Origin of the sequence: Weissella viridescens (assembly GCF_003862435.1) — a bacterium.
In the GTDB taxonomy this organism is placed as follows: Bacteria; Bacillota; Bacilli; order Lactobacillales; family Lactobacillaceae; genus Weissella; species Weissella viridescens_A.
The window spans coordinates 429,509-453,296 of the sequence record NZ_RHGY01000001.1; the positions used below are offsets into that span (position 1 = coordinate 429,509).

A 23,788-nucleotide genomic window follows, 5' to 3' on the forward strand; every position below is an offset into this window, starting at 1 on the left:
TGAGAAGTGAAAAAATATGTTAGAAAAACTCACATGAACGATTTTTATTGATTAAAACAATATATAAAGCATGGAATGAGGTGCGATATGAATTACTATATAGTTCCTGGTTATGGTGCAAACGCTAATGCGGATTGGTTTGAGTGGCTGGACCAATACATTGTGGCGCACCGACAAGGGTCGGTGCAACGGCTAGCGTTACCAGAGGATGATGATTTGGATCTGTCAGCGTGGACGACATATTTAACTAAAACCATTGATGCGACACAAGCGAATTGTTTAATTGGCCATAGCCTAGGCGTGCTAAGAATTTTGTCGTATCTGATGGCAACAAATGGGCAACCGGTTTCGGTGTTGTTGGTCGGTGGTTTTAATCAATCATTGCCAGCTTTTCCTGAGCTAGATAGGCTATTACCACAGACGTTGGACGAAGAACAACTTCGGAAGCGAATTGCGCGAGGTGTGATGGTGACCGCTCAAGATGATCCCGTGGTCCCTTGGCAACTTTCGTTTGATTTAGCGTCGACACTAGGTATTGACTGTTTTGTTCGGCCAACTGGTGGGCACTTCTTGGGGCGTCGGGCGCCCGTCATTGGAGAAATAGTAGCGGGGATGCAAAAATGGCCACTAGCATAATTATTATTTTAGGGCTTGCCTGTAGTTTAGGGCTTAGCCTAATCCATCATCGTGTGCGTTTAATGAATGGCGTTTTGGCCATGTTATTGCTCATGATGGTGATGGTAAGTATCACTGCATTCAGTCAGAGGTATTTTTGGATTAACCGATTCTGGTTACTTGGCTTAACGCTTGCAGGGTGCTTATTGGTACTCGTGAGTCTTTGGATTGGGGTCCAGCTACTTCAAACGGCATGGATGACTCGGCATAATCATCGTTATCGATTAGTAAATGGGACGATTGCAGCAATGTTTATAAGTATACTTGTACTGATTGGTTTGGTCGCACTTGTGATTATTAAGCCGATGTGGTGGCTACAAGTTATAGTTGTTGGCCTTAGCTTTGTGACGAGTTACTTTGTCTTTTGGTGGTTGGCGTATGGGATTGGCTTTCTCATTTATAAACATCAAAACCAAGTTGTTGTAACACAACAATATATACTGGTGCTTGGTGCTGGATTGAATTATGGTAATCAGGTTTCATTGAGCTTAAAGGCGCGATTGGATAAAGCGCTCGCTGTTGCCGATAAATTAGATCACCCTTGGTTGATTTTGTCGGGTGGACAGGGGAATGACGAGACGCTTACTGAAGCTGAAGCGATGGCGGCATACTGTGAGCGGAAAGGCTATCCGCAACAGAACCTAGTTTTGGAGGCTGCTTCGACAAGTACAGCTGAAAATATGGCGTTCACCAAAGCTTGGTTGGTTGAACAAGGAATAACGCCAACTGAGGGGGTCTTTGTGACCAGCGACTATCACACCTATCGGGCTGCATTATTAGCACAAAAAGTGGGGGTAACAACGCGCAGTGCGGGGGCTAAAACAGAAGCCAAGGCCTTCTGGCATGCTTATTTTCGTGAGTATTGTGCGATCATGTTTCGGTATCGGTGGTGGCACATGTTGGCGATACTATTGGGGATGATTCTGACGGGGCTCATTTTTGTTAATTAAATCACAATTTAACGTGTACACCCTCGCTCAGACGGGTATAATATGAAGCGAAGTAAAATTCGATTAGCGAGATATAGAGAAAGTAGGTGCACAAGATGGAAACGCAACAAACTTTGATTTTAGTTAAGCCTGATGGCGTTAGCCAAGGTCACATTGGTGAGATTATTTCACGGATTGAACACAAAGGTTACCGCATCGATGCTTTGAAGGTCACACATGCAACGGATGAATTGTTGGCGGAACATTATGCCGATAAAGTCGACAAGCCATACTATCCTGATATGAAGTCTTATATGCAAGAAGGACCGATTGTTGCCATTGTCGCTAGCGGAGTTGAAATCATCTCAGTTTTCCGCCGCATGGCTGGAGCAACCAATCCGTCTGACGCTGCATTCGGAACGATTCGTGGTGATTTTGGGCGCGAATATGCTGATGATAAGCTTCGTAATGTTGTGCACAGTTCTGATAGTCCAGAAGCAGCACAACGAGAAATGCACATCTGGTTTGGTGATGATATTTAATCGTTATGAATCCACAAAAAAAGCAGTACGCTTAGCGTACTGCTTTTTTTAGTTCAATTAGTTAATTGAAATCTTGTGATCTTCTTCTTGTACCTTTGGTAGGGTAATGTTCAAAACACCATCTTCAGTACTTGCTTGGATTTGTGACTCGTCAACGCCTGGTAGGTTAAAGCTACGGTGAGCAGTTCCTTCTTGACGTTCGCTCAACAAAACGTGATTGTCGTCGTCACTGTGATCCTCAAAGTGATCATACTTTGCATCAACATTCAAAACACCGTCACGGTAGTTCAAGCTGATATCATCTTTGTTAACACCAGGTACATTTACATGAACAGTGTACTTGTCATCAGATTCAGTCACATCAGCGCTTAATACAGATGGAGTTGATGCCTCGTTGAACAATCCACGTGAAACCTGATCGATAAAGTGATTCAAATCGTTATATGTGCGTACTTCGTTAGCCATGGTAAAATACCTCTCTTTATAATTTATTTTTATTTTTTGGTTGTTGTAAGTTTGGCTTTGTCTTGCCAACCCCTTGCTTACATTTACTATAATAGCACCTTCAAAAATAAATACAAGGGTTTTTGCGAAAAAATTAGCACTTTCTTTGGTAGAGTGCTAATTCGGAAATTGCTTCCATTTTGAAAGTGGGATTCTATCAACGTTCCCACGGTGTATAATGAATTTATGGAAAATTCAACAATCAAAAAATTTAATGTCAAAAAATTAACTGATGATCAAGAAAAGCAATTAACGGGAATTGAACGTTTTATCCAAACGCAATTACACGCTCATGATGGGCAACCGGCTGTAGCGGTCATTAATGGAAAAGCCGGAACAGGGAAGAGTGTCGTCTTGACCGAGCTTTTTAAACGATTACAAAATAGTGCTCGTCAAAATGAAGGGCCTTACCAGGGGACGCACAACATTTTTACAGTGAATCATCCTGAGTTATTGAAGGTCTATCAAGAATTAGCAAGTACAGAACCAAACTTACGTAAGAAAGACTACCAACGTCCTACAAGTATTATTAATGCAGCGCATAAAAACGGTACGCAATACGATGTCATTTTAGTTGATGAAGGTCATTTGCTTCTATCTAAAAGCGAGCCTTACATTAAGTTTTATCAAGATAATCAGCTAACCGAGTTAATGAAGATTGCCAAAGTGGTCGTGATTGTCTTTGATTTTGAACAGGTCATGCAATCAAAAGCCTATTGGAGTCACGCGCTCTTAGATGAAGTGACCGCCCATGCGAAACGCAAGGATTTTGATCTAGATTTGCAGTATCGCGTGCAAGCTAACTCGGCGATTTTGCAGTGGTTAGATGCTTTTGGTAAGGGTAGCTTGTTGCCGCTACCAGATGATCTGGGGGATTATGATTTACGTATCTTTGATCGGGCTGCCGATATGTTTGAGGTGATTAAGCAACGGAATGCGGAAGTTGGTTTATCACGGATGGTCGCAACCAGTGGTTTCAAACGTTTACCGAATGGTCAGCATGATGTTTATATGGATGACTTTGATTTACCGTGGGACGAATATGATGCGCAAAAGACGCCTTGGGCGGAACGGCCAGAATCAATTAATCAAGTGGGTTCCATTTATACGATTCAAGGGTTTGATTTGAATTATGCTGGTGTGATTCTGGGACCACCATTTGAATATGATGCACAAACCAAGCGGATGGTCGTCAATACGGCTGATGTCACGCATCGTGAAATTTATAAAAAGACACCCAGATTGACGGATCCGGCTGAAATTGCGCAGATGCAAGCCGATGTGATGTACCACGCTGCCAGTATTTTAGTGACGCGTGGCGTGAGAGGCTTATATCTCACAGCAGCGGATGCAGACTTGCGGCAAGCATTATTAACCTTACAAACAGAGCGGGAGCAACGAAATGCAAAAATGGATGACTGAGTTTAGTCAAAATGAAAATGCCGTTTATTTTGCAACGGCAGACAAAACAACACAGTTAGTTGGGTTGGGTATATCAGATGAAATCAGTGGCTGGACCGATGAAACTATTTTAAATCAATGGGTGCAACACCAAAATTCTGCCGTGTTTGGTGGATTTAATTTTGATGCTGACCAAGCGCTAACTGGATTAATGGGTGGCTACTTTTTCGCCCCTGAACAGCTCATTGATTTAAACGCTAATTCAGAATGGACGGCATCGGTGCCGCAGGTGACCCATTCATCTTTGCACTTAGTCGATGAGATGGATGAAACAGATTGGACAACCCGAATGCAGCCAGTCTTGACGCAAATGCAAATAGATCCGACAAAACAAAAAGTCGTACTAGGCATGCAAGCAACGTTAACTTTTGATGGTCCAATTCAAGTCGCCAATTTATTAGAAAGTCTAGTGGCCCAACAACCGGAGAGCTATCACTTTGTCTTAAAGCGTGGCACTGATGTCTTTGTTTCGGCAACGCCCGAACGGATTGTGAAATTATCAGGAAATCAATTTGAGACGGCCGCGGTGGCGGGGTCGATTCGACGTGGTGAAGATACCGAAACGGATACGGCATTAGCAGATGCATTATGGCATGACCAAAAAAATCGGGAAGAACATCAGATTGTTGTGGATATGTTGGTGAACCAACTAGCGGATGTAAGTACGCTAACCTATGCGTCGACGCCACAAATGCTTCAGACGCCACAGATTCAGCATTTGTATACGCCGATTCAAGGACAATTAAATAGTGAAACGGCATTGTTAGCTTTGGTTGAACGACTTCATCCGACGCCAGCGCTAGGTGGTTGGCCCAGAGATTGGGCAAAAAGTATCATTGAAGACTATGAACTGGCCCCACGCGGGCTGTTTGCAGCGCCATTAGGATATTATTTACCAAATGGTACGGGAGAATTTATTGTTGGCATTCGGTCAATGTTGGTACAAGCAGACCAAGCGCGCTTGTTTGCGGGTGCCGGAATTTTAGCTGAGTCTGATTTAGCACAAGAAGCACAAGAAATTCAATTAAAGATGACGCCAATGCGTCAGTTATTAGAGGATCAAACAGATGCAAAGTGATTTAACAATCAATCTAAAACATTTTATACAAAGTTTATATGCACAAGGGGTTCGGCATGTAGTGATTTCACCAGGGTCGCGCACAACCCCCGTGGCTTTATTGTGGGCAGAGTTTGCCGCAACGGTGCAACCTGATATGCAATTACACATTGCGGTTGATGAACGGGACGCTGGTTTTTTAGGGCTTGGTCTGGCTAAGACGCAACAGATGCCGGTAGCGTTGTTGGCAACTTCTGGAACAGCGACGGTGAACTATGCGCCCGCGATTGCGGAAGCAGCAGTTTCCCATGTGCCACTGATTGCCGTGACGACCGATCGACCTGAAGAATTACAAGGGATAGGGGCGCCGCAAACGCTTGATCAACAAGCGTTGTTTGGCACGCATGTCAAAAAAGCCCTTGCGGTGACGATGCAATCAACGACCCCGGACACCACAGAATATATTGATTATGCGATTCAGGATGCGGTGCATGTGGCAACGCAACAACCGGCCGGACCCATTCAATTGAATTTACCCTTACGAAAACCTTTGATGCCAGACCTCAATCAATCCTGGCCGGTGGTTGAACCAATTATTTATGCGGATTCGACAACACAACTCGAATTGCCAGCAACCTTGCTAGCCCAATTGGCTGAAAAGGTGATGTTTCTGGCCGGACCAGCTGAAACAGTTGATTACCAACAACAGCTTCAAGCAGTAGCGGAACGTCATGCGATTCCGGTGTTAGCTGATGTGTTAGGCCAAATTCGCCCAGGTGCGAATGATATTGGTGGGATTGATGCGTTGATTGAAAGTGATGCGATTGCAACCTTGCCCAAACCGCGCGCAATCGTTCGTTTTGGTGGGACGCCCGTATCAGCGAAAGTGTTACAATGGCTAAAAGCGGAGCAAATTCCAGTCGTACAAGTGGGTGAAAACTTTGTCGGACGTGACCATAGTCGTGTCACCCGTTATCAATTAGATGTTGGAGAAACGCCCTTTTTGAATGCTTTTGATCAGACGATTGCGCCACAACCAGCAGCATTCTTGCAAGAATGGCAATCCAGTCAAGGTGTGATTAAACAGGCGATTGATAACCAACCATTGAGTGACATTGGTGTTGTGAAGACGATGGCTGCTTTGCCAGCTGAGACGCAGTTATTCATTGCAAACTCAATGGCAATTCGCGACTATGACAATTATTGGTTACCTGAGCGTCCGGTTACAGCTTGGGCGAACCGTGGCGCCAACGGAATTGATGGGACAATCGCTACCGCAGTTGGGATGGCACAAGGTCATGCCAATAACTGGTTGGCGATTGGCGACTTAGCCTTGTTCCATGATATGAACGGCTTGATGTTAGCGAAGCAAGCCCAAGTTAACCTGAATGTCTTAGTGATTAATAATGATGGTGGTGGCATCTTCTCGTTTTTGCCACAAGCAAAGGCTGAAGATTATTTTGAAACCCTCTTTGGGACACCACAAGCACTGTCTGTTGAAAAGATTGCAGCACTATACGATGCACCGTATACGCGAATCACGGATCTAGCTGATCTAGCTGAATTGGTCGCAACGCCCGCTGATGGGTTACGCTTGATTGAAGTTGTCACGGATCGCGCCGAGAATGTCGCGCAACACCAGGCGGTGCTGGCTGACTTAGTGGGAGGCTCATCTGATGCCGACGATTGAAGTTAATGGTTATCCGTATGCCTACACGTGCGAGGGAGCTGGAGCGCCAACATGGGTCTTTTTGCACGGCTTTCTTGGGAGTCAGGCGGACTTCGCTTCAATTAAGCCGCAGGGCACACGAATCTACTTAGATTTGCTTGGCTTGGGTGTCGACAAACCAACCGTGTCTGATCCGCATCGGTTTGCGGCGGCAACGCAGGTTGCTGAATTACACCAGTTCCTGGCTTCCCTTAATTTAAAAGAAATCAGGTTGGTTGGGTATTCGATGGGCGCACGTTTGGCCCTGGCTTATGCTTTGATGTATCCGGAGGATTTGGCGCAGGTCATTTTGGAAAGTGGAACCCCTGGATTGGTGGAACCCCAGGACCGGCAAGATCGGCAAACGGCTGATGCAGCTAAGGCGGAACGGATTGAAACTGCAGGTATGCCCGCGTTTATTGCGGAGTGGGAACAGTTGCCAATGTTTGCTAGTCAGCAGGAATTGCCAATAGCGCAACAACAGTTTATGCATCAGCAACGGGTGCAGCAAAATCCGGCTAATGTAGCAGCCTCTTTGCGCGAATTTGGGACAGGGCAAATGCCGAATTATTGGCCTGATTTAGTGACGCTACAAGTGCCAGTTACGCTAATTAATGGGGCGTTAGATAAGAAGTTTTTAGGCATTGCGGAACGGATGCAAAAGCAACTCGAACAAAGCCAGCAATTCGTCGTACCGAGTGTCGGGCATAACGTTCATTTTGAGGCGCCGGAGCAGTATACAGCGATCTTAGCGCAGCTCTAGCACGACAACTATACAAATAAATTGAATTCATGTATAATCAAATGTGGTCTTTTTAACAGACGCATTTGTCTCCATAGCTCAGTTGGTAGAGCAAGGGACTTTTAATCCTTGGGTCCACGGTTCGAGTCCGTGTGGGGACATTGTTTAATCACACGATTAAATGTATTGCTGTTCGGTTCCTTTAGCTCAGTTGGTTAGAGCAGACGGCTCATAACCGTCCGGTCGTCGGTTCGAGTCCGACAGGGAACATCATCGGTCAAAATTTAAAACCGTTGTTTAGCTTTACGAGGCCAAACGACGGTTTTTATATGAAATAGACTGTTTAAATAAAGTATGGAAAGGCTGGTCAGTTGAGCAGGCCTCAATTGTGCCAGATAGGAGACTCATGAAACAAAAAATTGACGTCGTATTACCAATTGTCGTGTTAGTTTTGATTGTGGCTTCAATGATTTACCCAAAACCTTGGTTAATGATTCTGTCAACAGTCGCGTTGTCTGGTTACCTTTTGTATGATTGGTACCAAACACGTAATAAATGGATGCTGATTGCAGCCATCGCCTTTGTCGGCATGCTGATTTTGCGACTCTGGTTGAACTAATTGAAATGAAAGCACCTGCCGCTCAGGTGCTTTTTTGCTAGAAGGAGGTTGCTATGCAAATTGCGCAAATTCGTGCGATACCATTCGCGTTACCATTGAAACAAGCGTTTAAAACGGCCCATGATACCACGCAGTTACGAGAATTAACGTTGCTTGAGGTGACGCTAAGCAATGGGTGCGTCGGCTATGGTGAAATTCAAAGTTTCATGAACACCGCTTACGCGCCAGAAACGCAGGTGGACTCACGAGAAATGCTTGCTGAAGTGGCAAGTGGTTTGAAAAACTTCGATTGGCAACACCCCAGCGCCATTGCAACCTATTTAGCTGAACGGACGTCATTGACGTTTGTGCGTGCGGCGATAGAAATGGCATGTTGGGATGCTTATGGTAAAACGATTGGTACGTCATTAGCAGCGATGTTAGGCGCCCAGCGTCAATCCGTCCCAGTTGGTAAAGCGGTTGGCATTCAGGATGATGCAGCGGCCACGATTGCTGAAATTGAGCGGCTTGCAAAAACAGGGTATCAACGGGCAAAATTAAAATTAACGGATCCGGAGCAACTACTGGACTTAAGTGGATTACAGCAACGCTATCCACAATTGGTCTTTTCCATTGATTTTAACAATGCATTACCGGACACTGATGCGAGCTATCAGATGTTGCAGCGATTGAAAAATAGTGGGATTACATTGGTAGAAGAGCCATTGAAAGGTTCCCCTTGGCAACGCTATGCCGCAATGTTGACGTCGGGACTAGTCCCCAAAATTAGCTTAGATGAATCGATTAATGGTGTTGCAGATATCGAACTGGCGTTGCAACAGCATGTAGCAAATGCTTTTACACTCAAACAAGGTAAATTAGGTGGGATTACCGCCACGCAAACGGCAATTGAACGGATTAATCAGGCCGGACAATTACCTTGGATTGGAGGGATGCTCAGCTCAGGCTTAGGTCGCTTTGTGGATGTGAGTCTCGCTGCGACCTTATCGGATCCCATTTTTCCAGCGGATATTGCGACGACCCAAGATGGTGTCATTAAAGACATTATTAATGAACCAATTGTGTTACATGATGGCCAGGTTGAAGTGCCACAGGCGCCAGGCATCGGTGTGACGTTGAATTGGAACGCTATTCGCCAAATGCAAGTGGAACCAGAACAAATCTATTAAAACCAATTGATGGAAGTTTGGTATAATCAAAACAAACACATACGAAGATGGAGGCGGGTTATGGAAACGAGAATTGCAAATGTACGCAAGGTATTTGAACCCTTAAAAGTTGATGGGATTTTAGTAACGAATGGTTACAACATGGAATATCTGACTGGGTTTACGGGTGGCATGGGTGATGGACTCGTCCTCGTCGGAAAAGACAAGATTGCTTTGATTACCGATGATCGCTATGAAGATGAATATCGTGAAAAGTTAGCCGATACGTCAATTGAATTATTGGTCACACGTAACTACTGGGGTGTTGCCATGGCAGCAGCTAAGCGTTTCAAGATTGAACGCCTTGGCTTTGAGGACTCAATCATGTTTAGAGATTTCGATTACTTAGATGAAAACTTTGATGGCGTGGATATCGTGCCGATTCCATCATTATTTGAAACAATCCGTGAAGTTAAAGAACCCGATGAAATTATTCGAATTCGTCGTGCGGCGGAAGTGGCAGTGGCAGGATTTAATGCCTTTTTGCCCCAACTTCATGTGGGGATGACTGAGCGTGAAGTCGCCAATCTATTGGATCGTGTGATGAAAGAAAATGGGGCAGATAAGCCTTCATTTGATACGATTGTCGCTTCGGGAGCTCGAGCTGCCTTACCACATGGAACCTATACTGATAAGGTCATTGAAGCTGGTGAGTTGGTAACGATTGACTTTGGTTACTATGTCGATGGGTATACATCAGATGTCACACGAACGATTGCCTTTGGTCAACCAGATGATGAGATGGTTAAGGTCTATGAAACCGTCAAGACGGCACATGATGCGGCGATTGATGCTTTACAAATCGGACGTCCAGTCAGTGAAGTTGATCAAGCTGCTCGTTCAGTGATTGATGCAGCTGGTTATGCTGATAACTTCACGCACTCAACCGGGCATGGCATTGGGCTTGATATCCATGAAGGACCTATTTTATCGAAGCTAGCCGATGCCAGTGATACCGTACGTGATGATATGGTTTTGACGATTGAACCAGGTATCTACCTTTCAAATGTTGGGGGAGTCCGCATTGAAGATGATATTTTGATTCAAACGGTTGGTAATGAGAATTTGACGCAAGGTATTTCAACTGACTTGATTGTGATTGATAAGTAATATGGCATTAAAGTACTTTGAATATTATCGGGGAAACTTGGCAGACGGCTTTGAGACGATTGCCGGCAAGCAGAAGGGTGATCATGCTTTTATCGTGACCCGCCACAATGATGACCACCTCCCCCAATTAAATATTGCGGATGATAGTGTAGATTTTTCACGGAAACGGCAACAAATCATTCAACATGATTTCAAATTACGTCGTTTTGAAAATGATTGGCAGGATGTTGGGTTTCAATGGGCGAACATCGAACGTCGCTTAGCTGAACTTACAGCAGACTGGCAAACCGAATATCGCCAAATTAAAGCGGGCCCAACTGATGAATGGGGCTTACGCACTTATGATGATGCGACCCAAGTTGAAAAACGCTTCGTTGGAGCAAATGCATATCCAGAAAATTTTACGACATTTGTTAATTGGTTAACGGGATTTTCGCAAGGCAAAATAAGATGATAGTGTGCTTAAGCGGGGACAGTAATGACCCGCTTTTTGCGTATAAAAGATAGAACAGAGATGAGGCATCGTGATGGTCAGTGAAGAATTAATGTTGCTACACACAAATGATATCCACTCGCATTTGGAGAATTGGCCAAAAGTCCGCCATTTTATTCAAAGCCAAGAAAAACAAGCGCGTCGGCAGGGACACCAACCCTTTGTATTTGATATTGGGGATGCCGTTGATCGTCAACATGCGTTAACTGAAGCAACGTTGGGGCAAGCCAATATTAAATTAATGAATGAAATTGGATATACTGCGGCAACAGTTGGTAATAATGAAATGCTAGGTTTGGATCATGCGGCATTGAATCATTTATATGATGAGGCCAATTTTCCAGTTTTGGTATCAAATATCTTGGATGCAACGACGCATCAGCGACCAACATGGGCGGATGATTATAAAATCGTCACGACCCAGGCTGGCCAAAAGCTAGCTGTCTTTGGCCTTACGGCTCCGTTTGAACGGACCTTGCCATTATTAGGTTGGGAGCCAGTAGACATTGATGCGACAATGGAGCGTCTATTGCCAGAGCTTCAGGCACAAGCAGATACCATTATTTTGTTATCTCATTTAGGGCTGCCAACAGATCGTGATTTAGCAGATCGTTATCCAGCCCTGGACGTGATTATGGGCGCACATACGCATCATGTCCTTCCAGATGGTGAGTGGCATGGCAATACGTTGCTTGCAGCGGCAGGTCGATATGGGAGCCATGTTGGGACTGTGCAGTTAACCCTAGAAAATGGTAAAATGACCTCAGCTCAAGCAAAGGCGTGGCCAACAGAAGCGATGCCAGAATTACCTGAGGACGCAAGTGAAAAACACACTTACGAACGTTTGGGTAATCAGAAGTTAACGCAACGGGTGATTGCGGAATTACCAACTGCCTATACACGGAAGTTAACCGACAAACATCGGTTGATTGATTTGGGGCTTGCGAGTTTGCAGGAGTTTTATCATGCCGATGTTGCGATGTTATCATCAGGAATGTTTCTCACTGATCTGCCTGCTGGTCCGGTTACGCAAAAAGATTTGCATGATTGTTTACCACATGCGGTGCACCCAATGCTGATAACCCTAATGGGACACGAATTACAGCGCCTACTTTTGGAAATTCAAAAAAATCGCGCATTCTTATTAGGCTATCAAGTTAAGGGAATGGGCTTTCGCGGTCATCAGGCATTTGGTGAAATGGTCTGGTCAGGAATCACACAAGATGATGCTGGAAATTGGTGGGTGAATGAAAAGCCGCTGGATCCGTATCAAACGTACACCATAGCGGGATTAGATCATTATTTGTTTATTCCGTTCTTCCCAACAATTGAAATTGCGGGTCGTAATCAAATGAATTATGATGTTCTGTTACGCGAAGTCGTGGCAGCGACATTAACAAAAAAATTTAAATCACTGGAGACATTATGAATCGTGAACGAATGAAAGAATTGGCGGAAAGTCAATTTGCAGAGCGCCAGACGGCGACAACGATTGTCGCTGGTTCACAACCGAATACGTTAAACATTAACGGACGCGGCTATGAATTGGTAAAAAATTATCGTGAGGCCTATGACGAAGCCATGCTGGCCGCACGTTTTAGTACATTTTTAGAAAAATACGATTACTTAGTGGGGGATATTGCCTCAGGTCAATTGCGTTTACGTGGTTTTTATGAACAGGGCACACCTGGTATTGCGCGAAATCAACAAATTAATGCCCTCGAAGATTACTTATTTGAGGATATTAATTTTGGTGCCCCTTACTTCGTGTTGCATAATTTAGAGCCACACCAAGTTGAAGAAAAAGAAGATGAGCCCAAGGCCCGTAAGAGTCGTCACCGTCACCGTAATCATGGTAAGAAAGATAACGGTAAGGCAGAAATTGATGAAAAAAAGAAGCCGGTTAATAAAAAACAAGGTCCTAAGCCAAAAAACAGCGAAGTGAAGGTGAAGGGCAAGTCAAACCGCCGTCACTTTGAAGTCCGGGAACGTAAAGCTGAAAAGCCTGAATCGAAAGGAACACAAGCATAATGAAACATTATCGAACATATTTGATTGATTTAGATGGGACGATTTATCAAGGTAAAACAAAATTTCCAGCTGGAAAGCGATTTATTGACCGTTTGAAAGCTTCAAATAGCGATTATATGTTTGTGACGAATAATTCTACGAAAAATCCGGCCGAGGTTGCGGCGAACTTGACGGAAAACCACGACATTGCCACAACTACTGAGCAAGTTTATACCAGTGCCATGGCTACGGCCGATTACCTCGCTGAAAAGCAGTTCAAGCAAGTATTGGTTATTGGCGAAGCCGGACTAAAAGAAGCCATTCAAGCGCAAGGGATTGAAATTGTTGACCAACATCCCGCTGAGGCAGTCGTGGTTGGCTTGGATCGGGGCATTAATTACGACAAGTTAACTGAAGCAACATTGGCGATTCAAGGTGGTGCGACATTCATTGCAACGAATGTTGATACGAATTTACCAAATGAACGCGGGATGTTACCTGGTGCGGGAACCGTTGTTGCAGCGGTGCAAACAGCCACGCAAACAGAGCCCATTGTGATCGGAAAGCCATCTGTTATTATTATGCAACAAGCTTTAAAGCGCGCTGGTCGTCATGCCGATGAAGTTGTGATGGTGGGAGATAACTACAATACCGATATCTTGGCTGGCATTCATGCTGATATTGATACACTGTTGGTTTACAGTGGTGTTTCAAAACCTGATGATGTCCATGCGGAAGTGGTCCAACCAACCCATGAAGTGATGAGCTTAGACGATTGGTCAATTGACGATTAGGGTAGACAGACGTTTAATGGAGGCGCCAGATGAAAAATATCATTGTACGCCCGATTGAAGAGTCGGATTTACCAGCTATGTGGGACATCGCGTTTGGACCTGCTGCTGATTTAAAGTGGATGGATTTAAATGGGCCTTATTTTCACGATCCAGTGTGGACTTGGCCAGAATTTGAAAAACGGTTTATTGAAAAATTTGTCGAGGTGCCAACGGCAGCGGTTATTTGTTTTGAAGAACGACCAATCGGCATGTTGAGTGGATACTTTGAGGACGGCAAGTTAGCCAAGTGGCTTGAAGCCGGGATCGTCATCTACGACGCGACGCTCTGGGGGCAAGGTGTCGGAACACAAGTGTTTCGACCATGGCTAGAACATTTATTAACCGTCTTTCCTGAGTTACCGCATGTTGGATTTACAACCTGGTCTGGAAATACCGGAATGATGCGATTAGGTGAACGAAGTGGGATGCAATTAGAAGGACGCATTCGCCAGGTTCGCTATTGGCAGGGGCAGTACTATGATTCAGTCAAATATGGGCTTTTACGTACTGAACTATAAATGAAAAAAAGCAGTTAACAGTAATTGTTGACTGCTTTTTTTAAATGTTAAAATTATGCAATTTCTCAAAATTCCGTGGACGTAAAAATAGTGAAACAGGTATAATGGCAGGTGCTGTGTAAACGGCTTAACCGAAGGATGGTTTAAAAAAGACAATTGTAACGTTATTCTTTACATTACTGAGATGATTCTTTTACATCCGTTCGTGATAATACTAGTAGTAGCATTAGAATATTAGGAGGCGTTCGTTATGAAACGCAGTTGGATTGTTGGAACGGCCCTTGTTGCCGTGGCCGCAGGTCTTTTGTCGTGGGGTTATGCAACCCGAGAACAAAATAGTGGTGTGAACATCAATGCAGTTGGTTCCACTGCTCTGCAGCCATTAGTTGAAGCCGCCGGTGAAGATTATGCAAATAACCATAAGGGTGTGTTTGTGAATGTTCAAGGTGGTGGTACGGGAACTGGGCTAGCTCAGGTTCAAACCGGAGCCGTTGATTTAGGAAACTCTGATATGTTCGCTGAAGAAAAAAGCGGCATTGATGCCAAAAAGCTGGTTGACCATAAGGTAGCCGTTGTTGGGATTGCCCCAATGATTAATAAGCAGGCTGGTGTGGATAAATTAACAAAAGCACAATTAACAGGGATTTTTACAGGTAAGATTAAAAACTGGCAAGAGGTTGGTGGAAAGAATCTACCAATCGTGATTGTCAACCGTGTTGAAGGATCAGGAACACGTGCAACTTTTGAAAAGTGGGGGCTTGATGGCGCTACTTCAGTGGATGCACAAGAACAAGATTCATCAGGAATGGCCCGCTCAGTGGTCTCATCAACACCCGGAGCTGTATCATATGCAGCATTTGCATATTTAGATAAAACAGTGACGGTGCCAACCTTGGACGGGGTTAAGGCTGACAAGACGAATGTGCAAGATGGTAGTTGGCCAATCTGGTCATACGAACACATCTACACAAAGGGTCAACCAAAGCCATATGTGCAAGACTTCCTGGATTCAATTATGACAAAGCATATTCAAAAAACTTTGGTACCACAACTTGGGTACATCTCAATTCATGATATGAAAATTCAACGTGATATGAATGGTCATATTACGCCAGCTAAGTAAAAAAGGAGCACAGAAACATGGATGAAATCCGTGAGTCATTACTAAAGAAATCAAAGGCATCACGAAAAGATCAATTTGGGCGTGTTATTTCATTTTCAGCGCTAGCATTGATTGTCGTAGTCGTGATTTCAATTTTCTATTTTGTGGCATCAAAGGGGTTAGCAACATTCTTTACAGATCATGTTAACCTATGGAGCTTTTTGACCGGTTCAGAATGGTCACCAAGTCAAGTTGATGCGCACGGTAAGCCAATGGTTGGGGCGGCCCCAATGATTGTCGGATCATTTTTGGTCACACTTTTGGCAGCTTTGATTGCCACACCATTTGCGATTGGAACAGCTGTCTTCATGACGGAAATTTCACCTAAGCGTGGTGCTAAGATTTTGGGCCCCGTTACAGAATTATTGGTGGGAATCCCATCTGTTGTGTATGGATTTATCGGACTATCAGTGATTGTGCCATTTATGCGTGCGGTCTTTGGTGGATCAGGATTTGGAATCTTATCAGGGGCCATGGTGCTCTTTGTGATGATTTTGCCAACAGTGACCTCAATGACAGTTGATACTTTGCGTGCTGTGCCACGTCACTACCGTGAATCAGCATTGGCCCTTGGGGCAACCCGCTGGCAAATGATCTACAAGGTGATTTTGCGTGGGGCAACACCTGGAATTTTGACGGCGTCAGTCTTTGGGATGGCCCGGGCCTTCGGTGAAGCGCTTGCCGTACAAATGGTGATCGGAAATGCGGCTTTGATGCCTCATAACCTAACATCACCTGCTTCAACCTTAACGTCAGTTTTGACACAAGGAATTGGAAACACAGTGATGGGATCACTTGAAAATAATGCGCTTTGGAGTTTGGCGTTGATTCTATTGTTGATGTCACTTGTCTTTAATTTGGCAATTCGTGCAATTGCTAAGAAGGGAGCCATGTAATTATGAATGCTAAAACCGTTGATAAGATTGCAACGGCTATCCTTTATGCGATCGCCGGAATTGTGATTTTGATCCTTGCCGCTTTGCTTGGCTACATCTTAATTCAAGGTGTGCCACACTTGTCATGGCATTTTCTAACTGCACCCGCTTCAGCGTTTACTGCGGGTGGGGGAATTGGAATTCAATTATTTAATTCACTTTACCTACTATTGATTACGATGTTACTTTCATTTCCTATTGCCCTTGGTGCGGGAACTTATTTGAATGAGTATGCTAATCCTAAGAGTAAGATTACTGGGATTGTGCGTATGACCATTGAAATTTTGTCATCATTGCCATCAGTTGTGGTTGGTTTGTTTGGTTTCTTGTTGTTCGTTGTGCAATTCAAACTTGGTTTTTCAATTTTGTCTGGGGCGATTGCGTTGACATTCTTTAACTTGCCACTTTTGACCCGTTCAATTGAAGATGCGTTGGCAACTGTCCCTAATTTGCAACGTGAGGCTGGGGCTGCCCTTGGTCTTTCACGCTGGGAAACAGTGGGGCACATTATTTTGCCCGCTGCATTGCCTTCAATCGTGACCGGGGTTGTGTTGTCAGCTGGACGAGTGTTCGGTGAAGCTGCGGCTTTGATCTACACCGCTGGACAATCTGCACCAGCGCTTAACTTTGGTGATTGGAACCCATTCAACGTTTCAAGTCCATTGAACATTATGCGCCCTGCCGAAACATTGGCTGTCCACATTTGGAAAATCAATTCTGAAGGAATCATGCCGGATGCGGCTGCCGTATCTGCAGGTGCCTCAGCTGTTTTGATTATCGTGGTCTTACTCTTTAACTTCTTGGCACGTTACTTGAGTAGCTATTTGTACAAGCGCTTGACGTCAACGAAATAAGGAAGGAACCCATCATGACAGAGAATAATGTGTCAGGTTTAAATTTGGATGCCGAGCAACCAACTCGGAATATTTATAAAATGGGCGACAATCAAGAAATTGCCCTTTCAACTGAAGATTTAAAAGTTTATTACGGTGATAAGTTAGCGTTGCAAGATGCTGATTTACAATTTGAACGGTTTAAGATTACGTCACTTATCGGTGCTTCAGGTTCAGGTAAGTCAACATTCTTGCGTTCATTGAACCGCATGAATGATGGTGTTGCCAATGTTGAAGGTAACATTATGTATCGTGGTCTTGATATCAATTCAAAAGAAATTGACGTTTATGAAATGCGTAAACACATTGGGATGGTTTTCCAACGACCAAATCCATTTGCGAAGTCAGTGCGTGAGAATATTACTTTTGCTCTGAAGCAACATGGTATTCGCGATAAGGCTGTTTTGGATGAACGTGTTGAAACATCATTGCGCCAAGCTGCCTTGTGGGATGAAGTTAAAGATGATCTTGATAAGTCAGCCTTAGCTTTGTCTGGTGGACAAGCCCAACGTCTAGTGATTGCCCGTGCGATTGCAATGCAACCAGACATCTTATTGTTAGATGAACCTGCATCAGCCTTGGATCCTATCTCTTCTGCCAAAGTCGAAGATACTTTGCTGGAGCTAAAGGATAAGTACACAATCATTATTGTGACGCACAACATGCAACAAGCGGCACGTATTTCAGATTACACAGCGTTCTTCCATTTAGGAAAAGTTGTTGAATATGATGAAACACGTAAAATCTTTACACGTCCTAAAGTGCAGTTAACGATTGATTACGTTAACGGTAACTTTGGCTAGGAGTAATAAACATGACAGATAAGATTTTAACTACAGAAAATGTTCATCTCTATTACGGTGAAAAAGAAGCGTTACACGGCATTAACTTGGATTATGACCAATACGGTATCACAGCGTTGATTGGGCCTTCAGGTTCAGGTAAGTCAACATACTTACGTGCGCTAAACCGTATGCATGATTTGCAAGATAATGTCACAGTTAATGGAACGTTTATGTTTAAAGGACATGATATTTACGCGCCAGATACTGATACAGTGGCTTTGCGAAAAGAAATCGGCATGGTTTTCCAACAACCAAATCCATTCCCATTCTCAATTTATGATAACGTGGCTTTCGGGCTCCGTATTTCAGGTGAAAAAAACAAGGCTGTGATTGATGAAAAGGTCGAAACGTCATTAAAGCAAGCGGCCGTTTGGGACGAAGTGAAAGACACGTTGCATAAGTCTGCATTGTCACTTTCTGGTGGTCAACAACAACGTGTTTCAATTGCCCGTGCTTTGGCAACAGAACCTGAAATTTTGTTGTTGGACGAACCAACCGCAGCTTTGGATCCAGTTTCATCACACAAGGTTGAAGATACGTTGATGACTTTGCGTGACCAATATACAATGATTATTGTGACGCACTCAATGTCACAAGCATCACGTATTTCAGATCGAACAGCGTTCTTTATGAGTGGTGATTTGATTGAAGTTGGTTCAACTAAGCAAATGTTCTTGAACCCTGCCGAAGAAAAGACGCAGGATTACATTTCAGGACGCTTTGGATAATCTCAGCGTAAACTGTTGTATAATAGATTTAGTAAACCAGAAAGAGGTGATGTGGAATGCGTCGAATGTTTGATGAAGAACTTGCTGATTTAGATACGTCATTTAAAGAAATGGGACTTTTGGTCTCAGAAACACTAGAAAAGTCTGTTAAGGCCTTTTTGAACCATGATCGTGAAGCTGCACAAGAAATCATTGATGGTGATAAAGCAATCAATGAACGCGAAATTGCGATTGAAAAGAAGAGCTTTGAAATGATTGCCTTGTACCAACCGGTAACAACTGATTTGCGTGAAATTGTAACGATTTTGAAGGCTGTTTCAGTTTTGGAACGTATTGGTGACAATGCACGTAACATCGCGATTTCAACGATTCACATGAAGGGAAGCAAGCGTGTCCCAGCCATTGAAGAATTAATTGGACGTGAAGGGACGGAAGTTGCCAAGATGGTACGTGAAGTTTTGGATTACTACGTTAACAACGATGTGAGCGGAACGGAGAACATCTCAGCTGAAGCCCAACAAGTAAGTAAGGATACTAACGAAATCCGTACGCAATCAATCAAGGCCATGGAAGACGATTCTGAAATTGTTGAGACGGCGACTGATTACATTGTGGTGGGTGGATACTTAAAGCGTACTGCTGACTACGTGAGTGATATTGCCGAATGGATTATCTACAAGCGTACTGGTAAGATTGTTGAATTAAACCCAGGTACGTCTTCATATCTATAATGTTATAATAAAAACACTTAGCACTCGGCTAAGTGTTTTTTATTTGCGAAGGGAGGCAGATGATGGCAGTTGTTACAAAAGTGACGCAACAAAAACGACCCGGCCGATATAATATTTATTTGGACGATACATTTGCGATTGCGATTGACGAGAACATTCTCATTCGCTTTAATTTGTTTAAAGGCACTGAAGTTTCCGATGAAATGTTGGCGGAAGTACAAGCCGCTGAATATGAACAAAAAGCTTATGCATCAGGATTGTTATATGCAACCGGACAGTTACGGTCGCGCTACCAAGTCTATTTAAAATTAAGGGAAAAGGACTTTCCAATTGATGTCATTAATCATGCCCTAGACCGATTAGAAAACGCGCATGTGTTGGATGATCGTCAGTTCGCCAGTACTTATTTAACCAGCGTGAGCCACAGTGGCAAGTTGGGTCGAAAAGGAGCTCTCCAGAAGTTAAAGGAATGGGGGATTTCCGCTGATATTATTCAGGATGTTGCCAATGATTATGATGATAGTGAAGAGATGGCCCATCTGGATGAGCTTGTAGCAAAGTTGATGCAAAAAAATCACCGGCAATCTCATCGCATGGCAGAGCAAAAAGTGATGCAAAATCTGTTACAAAAAGGTTTTGCGAGTCATAATATTCAACAAGCATTGCAACACTACGCTACAACCATGGCTGATGAAGATGCTGATACTGATCAAGAGTGGGAAAATCTTACGCGTGATGGTGAAAAAGCGTTTAGTCGCTATCATCAATATACGGGGTGGGAGTTGGAACGACGCGTGAAAGCCTCCTTGGCCCGACGTGGGTACAGCTTTGATTTAATCAATCGATTTGTTGATGAGACACAAAAAAATATTTAAGGAATTTCGCTAATCTCGCGGTCGACCGTGGTACAATATAATAGGAATTAGGTGAGAGACTGTGAGGGCTTGAAGCATGAAAGATGGTCGGTTGCCTCGTGAAGGGGAATTCATAACGATCAAAAGTTACAAGCATGATGGCAGCTTACACCGAACTTGGCGTGACACGATGGTGTTAAAAACAAGTGAAAATGAATTGATTGGTTTAAATGATCACACCGTTGTGATTGAAGATGACGGGCGCCGGTGGGTGACCCGCGAACCAGCAATTGTGTATTTTCACAAGAAATATTGGTTTAATATTGTCGCGATGTTACGCGAAAACGGTGTGTCCTATTATTGCAATTTGGCATCGCCATTTGTTTTAGATAAAGAAGCATTGAAGTATATTGATTACGACCTCGATGTCAAAGTCTTTCCAGACGGTGAACGCCGTCTGTTAGATACAGATGAATATGAACAGCACCGTGCAAAATGGCATTATTCGGCAGAAACGGATTTTGTATTAAAGGAGCATGTCAAAGTGTTAGTTGATTGGATTCAAAATGAACGAGGACCCTTTTCAAGAGCCTATGTGGACTTATGGTATCGACGCTATTTGGAAATAAGACGGCGTAACTAATCGTTATGAAAAATGTGGCTAATTGGCCACATTTTTTATTTTGCTATCTTGCAAAGGGTATGGTTAACTATTTATAGAGTGATGTTGTTTAAAAACAGGAGGACCTGGGTATGCGAAAATTCATCTTTGCGGTAATTGCCATCATTGCTATGGTGGGCGTTGGTTTCTTTAGTTATCAATATGTCCAAAATAAAAACTATGACACGACAATTAAATCTGCCGAAGCGGCGGTTACGGCACAGGATTGGCAGAAAGCAGATGCTGACTATAAGCAAGCGCAGTCAATTAAAATGACGCCAGAAACACGAACTGCAGAAACGCAATTGGATCATGCGATTAAGGCGAAAGACGCTACTGAAGATGAAAATTGGCATCTTGCGCAGTCGCAATATCATGCCGCTTTAGATGTTGATGGCGGGTTAGATAATATTAATACCGCTGTTCAAAAAGCGCTAGATGAAGTAAATCATAAAAATGCAATGGCTGAACAAGCTAGCAAAACTTCGGCTGAACAAGCTTCGGCGGCATCAGCTGCTTCTGAAAGTGCCGCACGTGCCAGTTTTGCCGCACAAGATCGTGCCGAGTCGATGTCTAAAAAACAGGCTAGCGAGGCTGCAGCAAAGGCAAAATCACATGCTAAGCCTCAGTCTGATACAAAAAGTAGTCATACTAGTACAACCAGTCATTCAAGTCATTAATTTAAACAAAATATAAGCGATTAAAGCCGAGGTTATTGAACCAAGGCTTTTTTTTAGGTATACTGAATTATTAAGTTATTTAAGAAATTATAAATAAGGTAAAGATTAAGGGTAAAAACTATGGCATCTTTTGAAGAAGAATTAAAAAATCGCCGGACCTTTGCCATCATTTCTCACCCGGACGCAGGTAAAACAACTATTACTGAGCAAATGCTTTTGCTTGGTGGTGTTGTTCGTGAAGCGGGAACGGTCAAAGGCCGTAAGGGAAATTTTGCTAAGTCTGACTGGATGGAAATTGAACAAAAACGTGGTATTTCGGTGACATCATCGGTATTGCAATTTGATTTTCAGGGTAAGCGCATCAACATTCTGGACACGCCAGGACACGAAGATTTCTCAGAAGATACTTATCGAACATTGATGGCGGTTGACTCAGTTATCATGGTAATCGACTCTGCCAAAGGAATTGAGCCGCAGACTAAGAAGTTGTTCGAAATTGTTAAAGAACGTCATATTCCAATTTTCACATTCTTCAATAAGTTAGATCGTGATGGACGACCACCACTTGATTTGGTTGATGAATTGGAATCAACTTTGGGGATTGATTCATATCCAATGAACTGGCCAATTGGGTCAGGGCAAATCCTTTCTGGATTATTCGATATGTATCATAACCGCGTCGAAGTCTATCATCCAGAAGAAGGCGAAGATCGTTTCCTACCGCTTAACGCTGAGGGAACTGATTTAGCCACTGAAAATAAAATTCAACTTGCGCCAGCTTGGGATGAAACCCAAGAAGAAGTTGAAATGTTGAAGGATGCCGGAAATACATTTGATGAAAACAAGGTATTGAAGGGTGAACTGACACCGGTCTTCTTTGGTTCAGCCTTGACGAACTTTGGGGTTGAAACCTTCTTGGAAACGTATATGCAATATGCACCAGCGCCTTCAAGTAAGAAAACGGTTGATGATAAAGAAGTTGAACCTGATGATCCACAATTCTCAGGCTTTGTCTTCAAGATTCAAGCGAATATGAATCCAAATCACCGTGACCGGATTGCCTTTGTGCGTTGTGTTTCAGGTGAATTCCAACGTGGGATGGATGTGACACTGGCACGAACTGGGAAAAAGTTACGACTATCAAATGTGACAGAATTCATGGCAGACTCACGTGAAAATGTAGATACGGCCGTACCTGGGGACATCATTGGGTTGTACGATACGGGAAATTTCCAAATTGGCGATACCATTTACGCCGGTAAGAAGAAGGTGGAATTTGAAGAATTGCCAACTTTCACCCCTGAACTCTTTATGCATGTGCATGCCAAAAACGTCTTGAAGCAAAAGTCATTCCATAAGGGTGTGACGCAATTGGTTCAAGAAGGAACGATTCAAATGTATACGGCTTGGGATTCAGGTGATTACATCTTGGGTGCCGTTGGGTCATTGCAATTTGAAGTATTCCAATTCCGAATGGAAAACGAATACAACACTGAAGTTGTTTTGGAACCAATGGGATCAAAGATTGCCCGTTGGATTAATCCAGATCAACTAGATCCAAAGATGGCCTCTTCAAGAAATCTTTTGGTACGTGATCGTAATGAACAACCAGTTTTCCTTTTTGAAAATCAATTTGCTGAACGCTGGTTTAAGGACAAGTATCCAGATGTAGAATTGGAGGCGAAGCTCTAATGATTTCGCCAGCAGTTCTCACGGCAGTGGAAGTTTTTGCTGCCATCATGATCTTACCAACCGTAATTTATTTTTTGGGTCATCATCTGATGCGCCCTTTTCCAAAAGCCTTTAATGCCCTACACCTCATGTTTGGTGGTTACATGGCATCAGTCTTCACCGCTGCGCTTGTGGTTTTGGTGATTAGCTAAAAATCGG

27 protein-coding genes and 2 tRNA genes are annotated in these 23,788 nt (G+C 43.6%); 28 read left to right on the forward strand and 1 reads right to left on the reverse strand.

Translation table 11 applies throughout. From position 1 onward, the window contains the following. The first annotated feature begins 87 nt into the window (after positions 1–87). The 3 genes from D3P96_RS02165 to ndk all read left to right on the forward strand — a co-directional run bounded on the left by D3P96_RS02165 (position 88) and on the right by ndk (position 2,146). Positions 88–636, forward strand: coding sequence for an RBBP9/YdeN family alpha/beta hydrolase (locus tag D3P96_RS02165; protein ID WP_185696059.1), 549 nt, complete (start codon positions 88–90; stop codon positions 634–636). Continuing rightward, positions 621–1,625, forward strand: coding sequence for a YdcF family protein (locus tag D3P96_RS02170; RefSeq protein ID WP_124942754.1), 1,005 nt, complete (start codon positions 621–623; stop codon positions 1,623–1,625). The genes D3P96_RS02165 and D3P96_RS02170 overlap by 16 nt, the downstream gene beginning before the upstream one ends. Before the next feature lie 95 nt (positions 1,626–1,720). Beyond that, complete coding sequence (gene ndk, locus D3P96_RS02175; protein ID WP_124942755.1) at positions 1,721–2,146, forward strand: nucleoside-diphosphate kinase; 426 nt, start codon at positions 1,721–1,723, stop codon at positions 2,144–2,146. Between the two features lie 57 nt (positions 2,147–2,203). On the opposite strand, the gene D3P96_RS02180 is transcribed toward ndk, so the two are convergent. Continuing rightward, positions 2,204–2,611, reverse strand: a complete 408-nt coding sequence (locus D3P96_RS02180) for an Hsp20/alpha crystallin family protein (RefSeq protein ID WP_124942756.1) — start codon at positions 2,609–2,611, stop codon at positions 2,204–2,206. A 225-nt stretch (positions 2,612–2,836) separates the two neighbouring features. Here D3P96_RS02180 and D3P96_RS02185 point away from each other — a divergent pair, with 225 nt between their 5' ends. The 25 genes from D3P96_RS02185 (at position 2,837) to D3P96_RS02305 (ending at position 23,781) form a co-directional block, all read left to right on the forward strand. Then, on the forward strand, positions 2,837–4,072 hold the full coding sequence (locus D3P96_RS02185; RefSeq protein ID WP_124942757.1) for a DUF2075 domain-containing protein: 1,236 nt from the start codon (positions 2,837–2,839) through the stop codon (positions 4,070–4,072). Further along, positions 4,053–5,189: an isochorismate synthase gene (locus D3P96_RS02190; RefSeq protein ID WP_124942758.1), complete on the forward strand. Its 1,137-nt coding sequence runs from the start codon at positions 4,053–4,055 to the stop codon at positions 5,187–5,189. Before D3P96_RS02185 ends, D3P96_RS02190 begins: the two co-directional genes overlap by 20 nt. Further along, the gene (menD, locus tag D3P96_RS02195) at positions 5,179–6,858 is read left to right on the forward strand and encodes a 2-succinyl-5-enolpyruvyl-6-hydroxy-3-cyclohexene-1-carboxylic-acid synthase (RefSeq protein ID WP_124942759.1); all 1,680 of its coding nucleotides are present in this window, start codon (positions 5,179–5,181) and stop codon (positions 6,856–6,858) included. The genes D3P96_RS02190 and menD overlap by 11 nt, the downstream gene beginning before the upstream one ends. Then, entirely contained in the window at positions 6,845–7,639 is a 795-nt protein-coding gene (gene menH, locus D3P96_RS02200) for a 2-succinyl-6-hydroxy-2,4-cyclohexadiene-1-carboxylate synthase (RefSeq protein ID WP_124942760.1), read from the forward strand. The genes menD and menH overlap by 14 nt, the downstream gene beginning before the upstream one ends. Before the next feature lie 67 nt (positions 7,640–7,706). Then, positions 7,707–7,779 (forward strand) — tRNA-Lys (locus tag D3P96_RS02205). 35 nt (positions 7,780–7,814) lie between these two features. After that, a tRNA-Ile gene (locus tag D3P96_RS02210) sits at positions 7,815–7,888 on the forward strand. Between the two features lie 136 nt (positions 7,889–8,024). After that, entirely contained in the window at positions 8,025–8,237 is a 213-nt protein-coding gene (locus tag D3P96_RS02215) for a hypothetical protein (RefSeq protein ID WP_124942761.1), read from the forward strand. Positions 8,238–8,290: 53 nt separating this feature from the next. Continuing rightward, complete coding sequence (locus D3P96_RS02220; protein ID WP_124942762.1) at positions 8,291–9,406, forward strand: enolase C-terminal domain-like protein; 1,116 nt, start codon at positions 8,291–8,293, stop codon at positions 9,404–9,406. Between the two features lie 60 nt (positions 9,407–9,466). Next, a complete protein-coding gene (locus D3P96_RS02225; protein WP_124942763.1) occupies positions 9,467–10,555 on the forward strand; it encodes a M24 family metallopeptidase in 1,089 nt (362 codons plus the stop codon). Between the two features lies 1 nt (position 10,556). After that, positions 10,557–11,009, forward strand: a complete 453-nt coding sequence (locus D3P96_RS02230; RefSeq protein WP_124942764.1) for a phosphoesterase — start codon at positions 10,557–10,559, stop codon at positions 11,007–11,009. Between the two features lie 73 nt (positions 11,010–11,082). After that, the gene (locus tag D3P96_RS02235; RefSeq protein ID WP_124942765.1) at positions 11,083–12,477 is read left to right on the forward strand and encodes a bifunctional metallophosphatase/5'-nucleotidase; all 1,395 of its coding nucleotides are present in this window, start codon (positions 11,083–11,085) and stop codon (positions 12,475–12,477) included. After that, the gene (locus tag D3P96_RS02240; protein WP_124942766.1) at positions 12,474–13,079 is read left to right on the forward strand and encodes a YutD family protein; all 606 of its coding nucleotides are present in this window, start codon (positions 12,474–12,476) and stop codon (positions 13,077–13,079) included. Before D3P96_RS02235 ends, D3P96_RS02240 begins: the two co-directional genes overlap by 4 nt. Next, on the forward strand, positions 13,079–13,852 hold the full coding sequence (locus D3P96_RS02245) for a TIGR01457 family HAD-type hydrolase (RefSeq protein ID WP_124942767.1): 774 nt from the start codon (positions 13,079–13,081) through the stop codon (positions 13,850–13,852). Before D3P96_RS02240 ends, D3P96_RS02245 begins: the two co-directional genes overlap by 1 nt. A 29-nt stretch (positions 13,853–13,881) precedes the next feature. Continuing rightward, positions 13,882–14,409 carry a GNAT family N-acetyltransferase gene (locus D3P96_RS02250; RefSeq protein WP_124942768.1) on the forward strand — a complete coding sequence of 176 codons (528 nt, stop codon included), beginning with the start codon at positions 13,882–13,884 and terminating at the stop codon, positions 14,407–14,409. 250 nt (positions 14,410–14,659) lie between these two features. Continuing rightward, a complete protein-coding gene (locus D3P96_RS02255) occupies positions 14,660–15,532 on the forward strand; it encodes a phosphate ABC transporter substrate-binding protein PstS family protein (RefSeq protein WP_124942769.1) in 873 nt (290 codons plus the stop codon). A 17-nt stretch (positions 15,533–15,549) separates the two neighbouring features. Continuing rightward, positions 15,550–16,467: a phosphate ABC transporter permease subunit PstC gene (gene pstC, locus D3P96_RS02260; protein WP_072152616.1), complete on the forward strand. Its 918-nt coding sequence runs from the start codon at positions 15,550–15,552 to the stop codon at positions 16,465–16,467. A gap of 2 nt (positions 16,468–16,469) precedes the next feature. Beyond that, the gene (gene pstA / locus D3P96_RS02265; protein WP_124942770.1) at positions 16,470–17,360 is read left to right on the forward strand and encodes a phosphate ABC transporter permease PstA; all 891 of its coding nucleotides are present in this window, start codon (positions 16,470–16,472) and stop codon (positions 17,358–17,360) included. A gap of 14 nt (positions 17,361–17,374) precedes the next feature. Then, on the forward strand, positions 17,375–18,202 hold the full coding sequence (gene pstB / locus D3P96_RS02270) for a phosphate ABC transporter ATP-binding protein PstB (RefSeq protein WP_124942771.1): 828 nt from the start codon (positions 17,375–17,377) through the stop codon (positions 18,200–18,202). A gap of 11 nt (positions 18,203–18,213) precedes the next feature. Next, positions 18,214–18,972 (forward strand): phosphate ABC transporter ATP-binding protein PstB, encoded by a 759-nt coding sequence (gene pstB, locus D3P96_RS02275; protein WP_124942772.1) that lies wholly within the window; start codon positions 18,214–18,216, stop codon positions 18,970–18,972. A gap of 56 nt (positions 18,973–19,028) precedes the next feature. Continuing rightward, entirely contained in the window at positions 19,029–19,703 is a 675-nt protein-coding gene (gene phoU, locus D3P96_RS02280; protein WP_124942773.1) for a phosphate signaling complex protein PhoU, read from the forward strand. Positions 19,704–19,765: 62 nt separating this feature from the next. After that, positions 19,766–20,578, forward strand: a complete 813-nt coding sequence (locus D3P96_RS02285; RefSeq protein WP_124942774.1) for a RecX family transcriptional regulator — start codon at positions 19,766–19,768, stop codon at positions 20,576–20,578. A 76-nt stretch (positions 20,579–20,654) separates the two neighbouring features. Then, positions 20,655–21,200 (forward strand): nucleoside tri-diphosphate phosphatase, encoded by a 546-nt coding sequence (gene ntdP, locus D3P96_RS02290; RefSeq protein ID WP_057745788.1) that lies wholly within the window; start codon positions 20,655–20,657, stop codon positions 21,198–21,200. 110 nt (positions 21,201–21,310) lie between these two features. Continuing rightward, on the forward strand, positions 21,311–21,898 hold the full coding sequence (locus tag D3P96_RS02295; RefSeq protein WP_124942775.1) for a hypothetical protein: 588 nt from the start codon (positions 21,311–21,313) through the stop codon (positions 21,896–21,898). A 120-nt stretch (positions 21,899–22,018) separates the two neighbouring features. Next, positions 22,019–23,590 (forward strand): peptide chain release factor 3, encoded by a 1,572-nt coding sequence (locus D3P96_RS02300; protein ID WP_124942776.1) that lies wholly within the window; start codon positions 22,019–22,021, stop codon positions 23,588–23,590. Continuing rightward, entirely contained in the window at positions 23,590–23,781 is a 192-nt protein-coding gene (locus tag D3P96_RS02305) for a hypothetical protein (protein ID WP_124942777.1), read from the forward strand. Before D3P96_RS02300 ends, D3P96_RS02305 begins: the two co-directional genes overlap by 1 nt. Positions 23,782–23,788 lie beyond the last annotated feature (7 nt).

What these genes read in the sequence shown, in the direction of transcription:
- D3P96_RS02165 (WP_185696059.1), top strand. Translation starts at nt 88, where the DNA reads ATGAATTACTATATAGTTCCTGGTTATGGTGCAAACGCTAATGCGGAT.
- D3P96_RS02170 (WP_124942754.1), top strand. Translation starts at nt 621, where the DNA reads ATGGCCACTAGCATAATTATTATTTTAGGGCTTGCCTGTAGTTTAGGG.
- ndk (WP_124942755.1), top strand. Translation starts at nt 1,721, where the DNA reads ATGGAAACGCAACAAACTTTGATTTTAGTTAAGCCTGATGGCGTTAGC.
- D3P96_RS02180 (WP_124942756.1), bottom strand. Translation starts at nt 2,611, where the DNA reads ATGGCTAACGAAGTACGCACATATAACGATTTGAATCACTTTATCGAT.
- D3P96_RS02185 (WP_124942757.1), top strand. Translation starts at nt 2,837, where the DNA reads ATGGAAAATTCAACAATCAAAAAATTTAATGTCAAAAAATTAACTGAT.
- D3P96_RS02190 (WP_124942758.1), top strand. Translation starts at nt 4,053, where the DNA reads ATGCAAAAATGGATGACTGAGTTTAGTCAAAATGAAAATGCCGTTTAT.
- menD (WP_124942759.1), top strand. Translation starts at nt 5,179, where the DNA reads ATGCAAAGTGATTTAACAATCAATCTAAAACATTTTATACAAAGTTTA.
- menH (WP_124942760.1), top strand. Translation starts at nt 6,845, where the DNA reads ATGCCGACGATTGAAGTTAATGGTTATCCGTATGCCTACACGTGCGAG.
- D3P96_RS02215 (WP_124942761.1), top strand. Translation starts at nt 8,025, where the DNA reads ATGAAACAAAAAATTGACGTCGTATTACCAATTGTCGTGTTAGTTTTG.
- D3P96_RS02220 (WP_124942762.1), top strand. Translation starts at nt 8,291, where the DNA reads ATGCAAATTGCGCAAATTCGTGCGATACCATTCGCGTTACCATTGAAA.
- D3P96_RS02225 (WP_124942763.1), top strand. Translation starts at nt 9,467, where the DNA reads ATGGAAACGAGAATTGCAAATGTACGCAAGGTATTTGAACCCTTAAAA.
- D3P96_RS02230 (WP_124942764.1), top strand. Translation starts at nt 10,557, where the DNA reads ATGGCATTAAAGTACTTTGAATATTATCGGGGAAACTTGGCAGACGGC.
- D3P96_RS02235 (WP_124942765.1), top strand. Translation starts at nt 11,083, where the DNA reads ATGGTCAGTGAAGAATTAATGTTGCTACACACAAATGATATCCACTCG.
- D3P96_RS02240 (WP_124942766.1), top strand. Translation starts at nt 12,474, where the DNA reads ATGAATCGTGAACGAATGAAAGAATTGGCGGAAAGTCAATTTGCAGAG.
- D3P96_RS02245 (WP_124942767.1), top strand. Translation starts at nt 13,079, where the DNA reads ATGAAACATTATCGAACATATTTGATTGATTTAGATGGGACGATTTAT.
- D3P96_RS02250 (WP_124942768.1), top strand. Translation starts at nt 13,882, where the DNA reads ATGAAAAATATCATTGTACGCCCGATTGAAGAGTCGGATTTACCAGCT.
- D3P96_RS02255 (WP_124942769.1), top strand. Translation starts at nt 14,660, where the DNA reads ATGAAACGCAGTTGGATTGTTGGAACGGCCCTTGTTGCCGTGGCCGCA.
- pstC (WP_072152616.1), top strand. Translation starts at nt 15,550, where the DNA reads ATGGATGAAATCCGTGAGTCATTACTAAAGAAATCAAAGGCATCACGA.
- pstA (WP_124942770.1), top strand. Translation starts at nt 16,470, where the DNA reads ATGAATGCTAAAACCGTTGATAAGATTGCAACGGCTATCCTTTATGCG.
- pstB (WP_124942771.1), top strand. Translation starts at nt 17,375, where the DNA reads ATGACAGAGAATAATGTGTCAGGTTTAAATTTGGATGCCGAGCAACCA.
- pstB (WP_124942772.1), top strand. Translation starts at nt 18,214, where the DNA reads ATGACAGATAAGATTTTAACTACAGAAAATGTTCATCTCTATTACGGT.
- phoU (WP_124942773.1), top strand. Translation starts at nt 19,029, where the DNA reads ATGCGTCGAATGTTTGATGAAGAACTTGCTGATTTAGATACGTCATTT.
- D3P96_RS02285 (WP_124942774.1), top strand. Translation starts at nt 19,766, where the DNA reads ATGGCAGTTGTTACAAAAGTGACGCAACAAAAACGACCCGGCCGATAT.
- ntdP (WP_057745788.1), top strand. Translation starts at nt 20,655, where the DNA reads ATGAAAGATGGTCGGTTGCCTCGTGAAGGGGAATTCATAACGATCAAA.
- D3P96_RS02295 (WP_124942775.1), top strand. Translation starts at nt 21,311, where the DNA reads ATGCGAAAATTCATCTTTGCGGTAATTGCCATCATTGCTATGGTGGGC.
- D3P96_RS02300 (WP_124942776.1), top strand. Translation starts at nt 22,019, where the DNA reads ATGGCATCTTTTGAAGAAGAATTAAAAAATCGCCGGACCTTTGCCATC.
- D3P96_RS02305 (WP_124942777.1), top strand. Translation starts at nt 23,590, where the DNA reads ATGATTTCGCCAGCAGTTCTCACGGCAGTGGAAGTTTTTGCTGCCATC.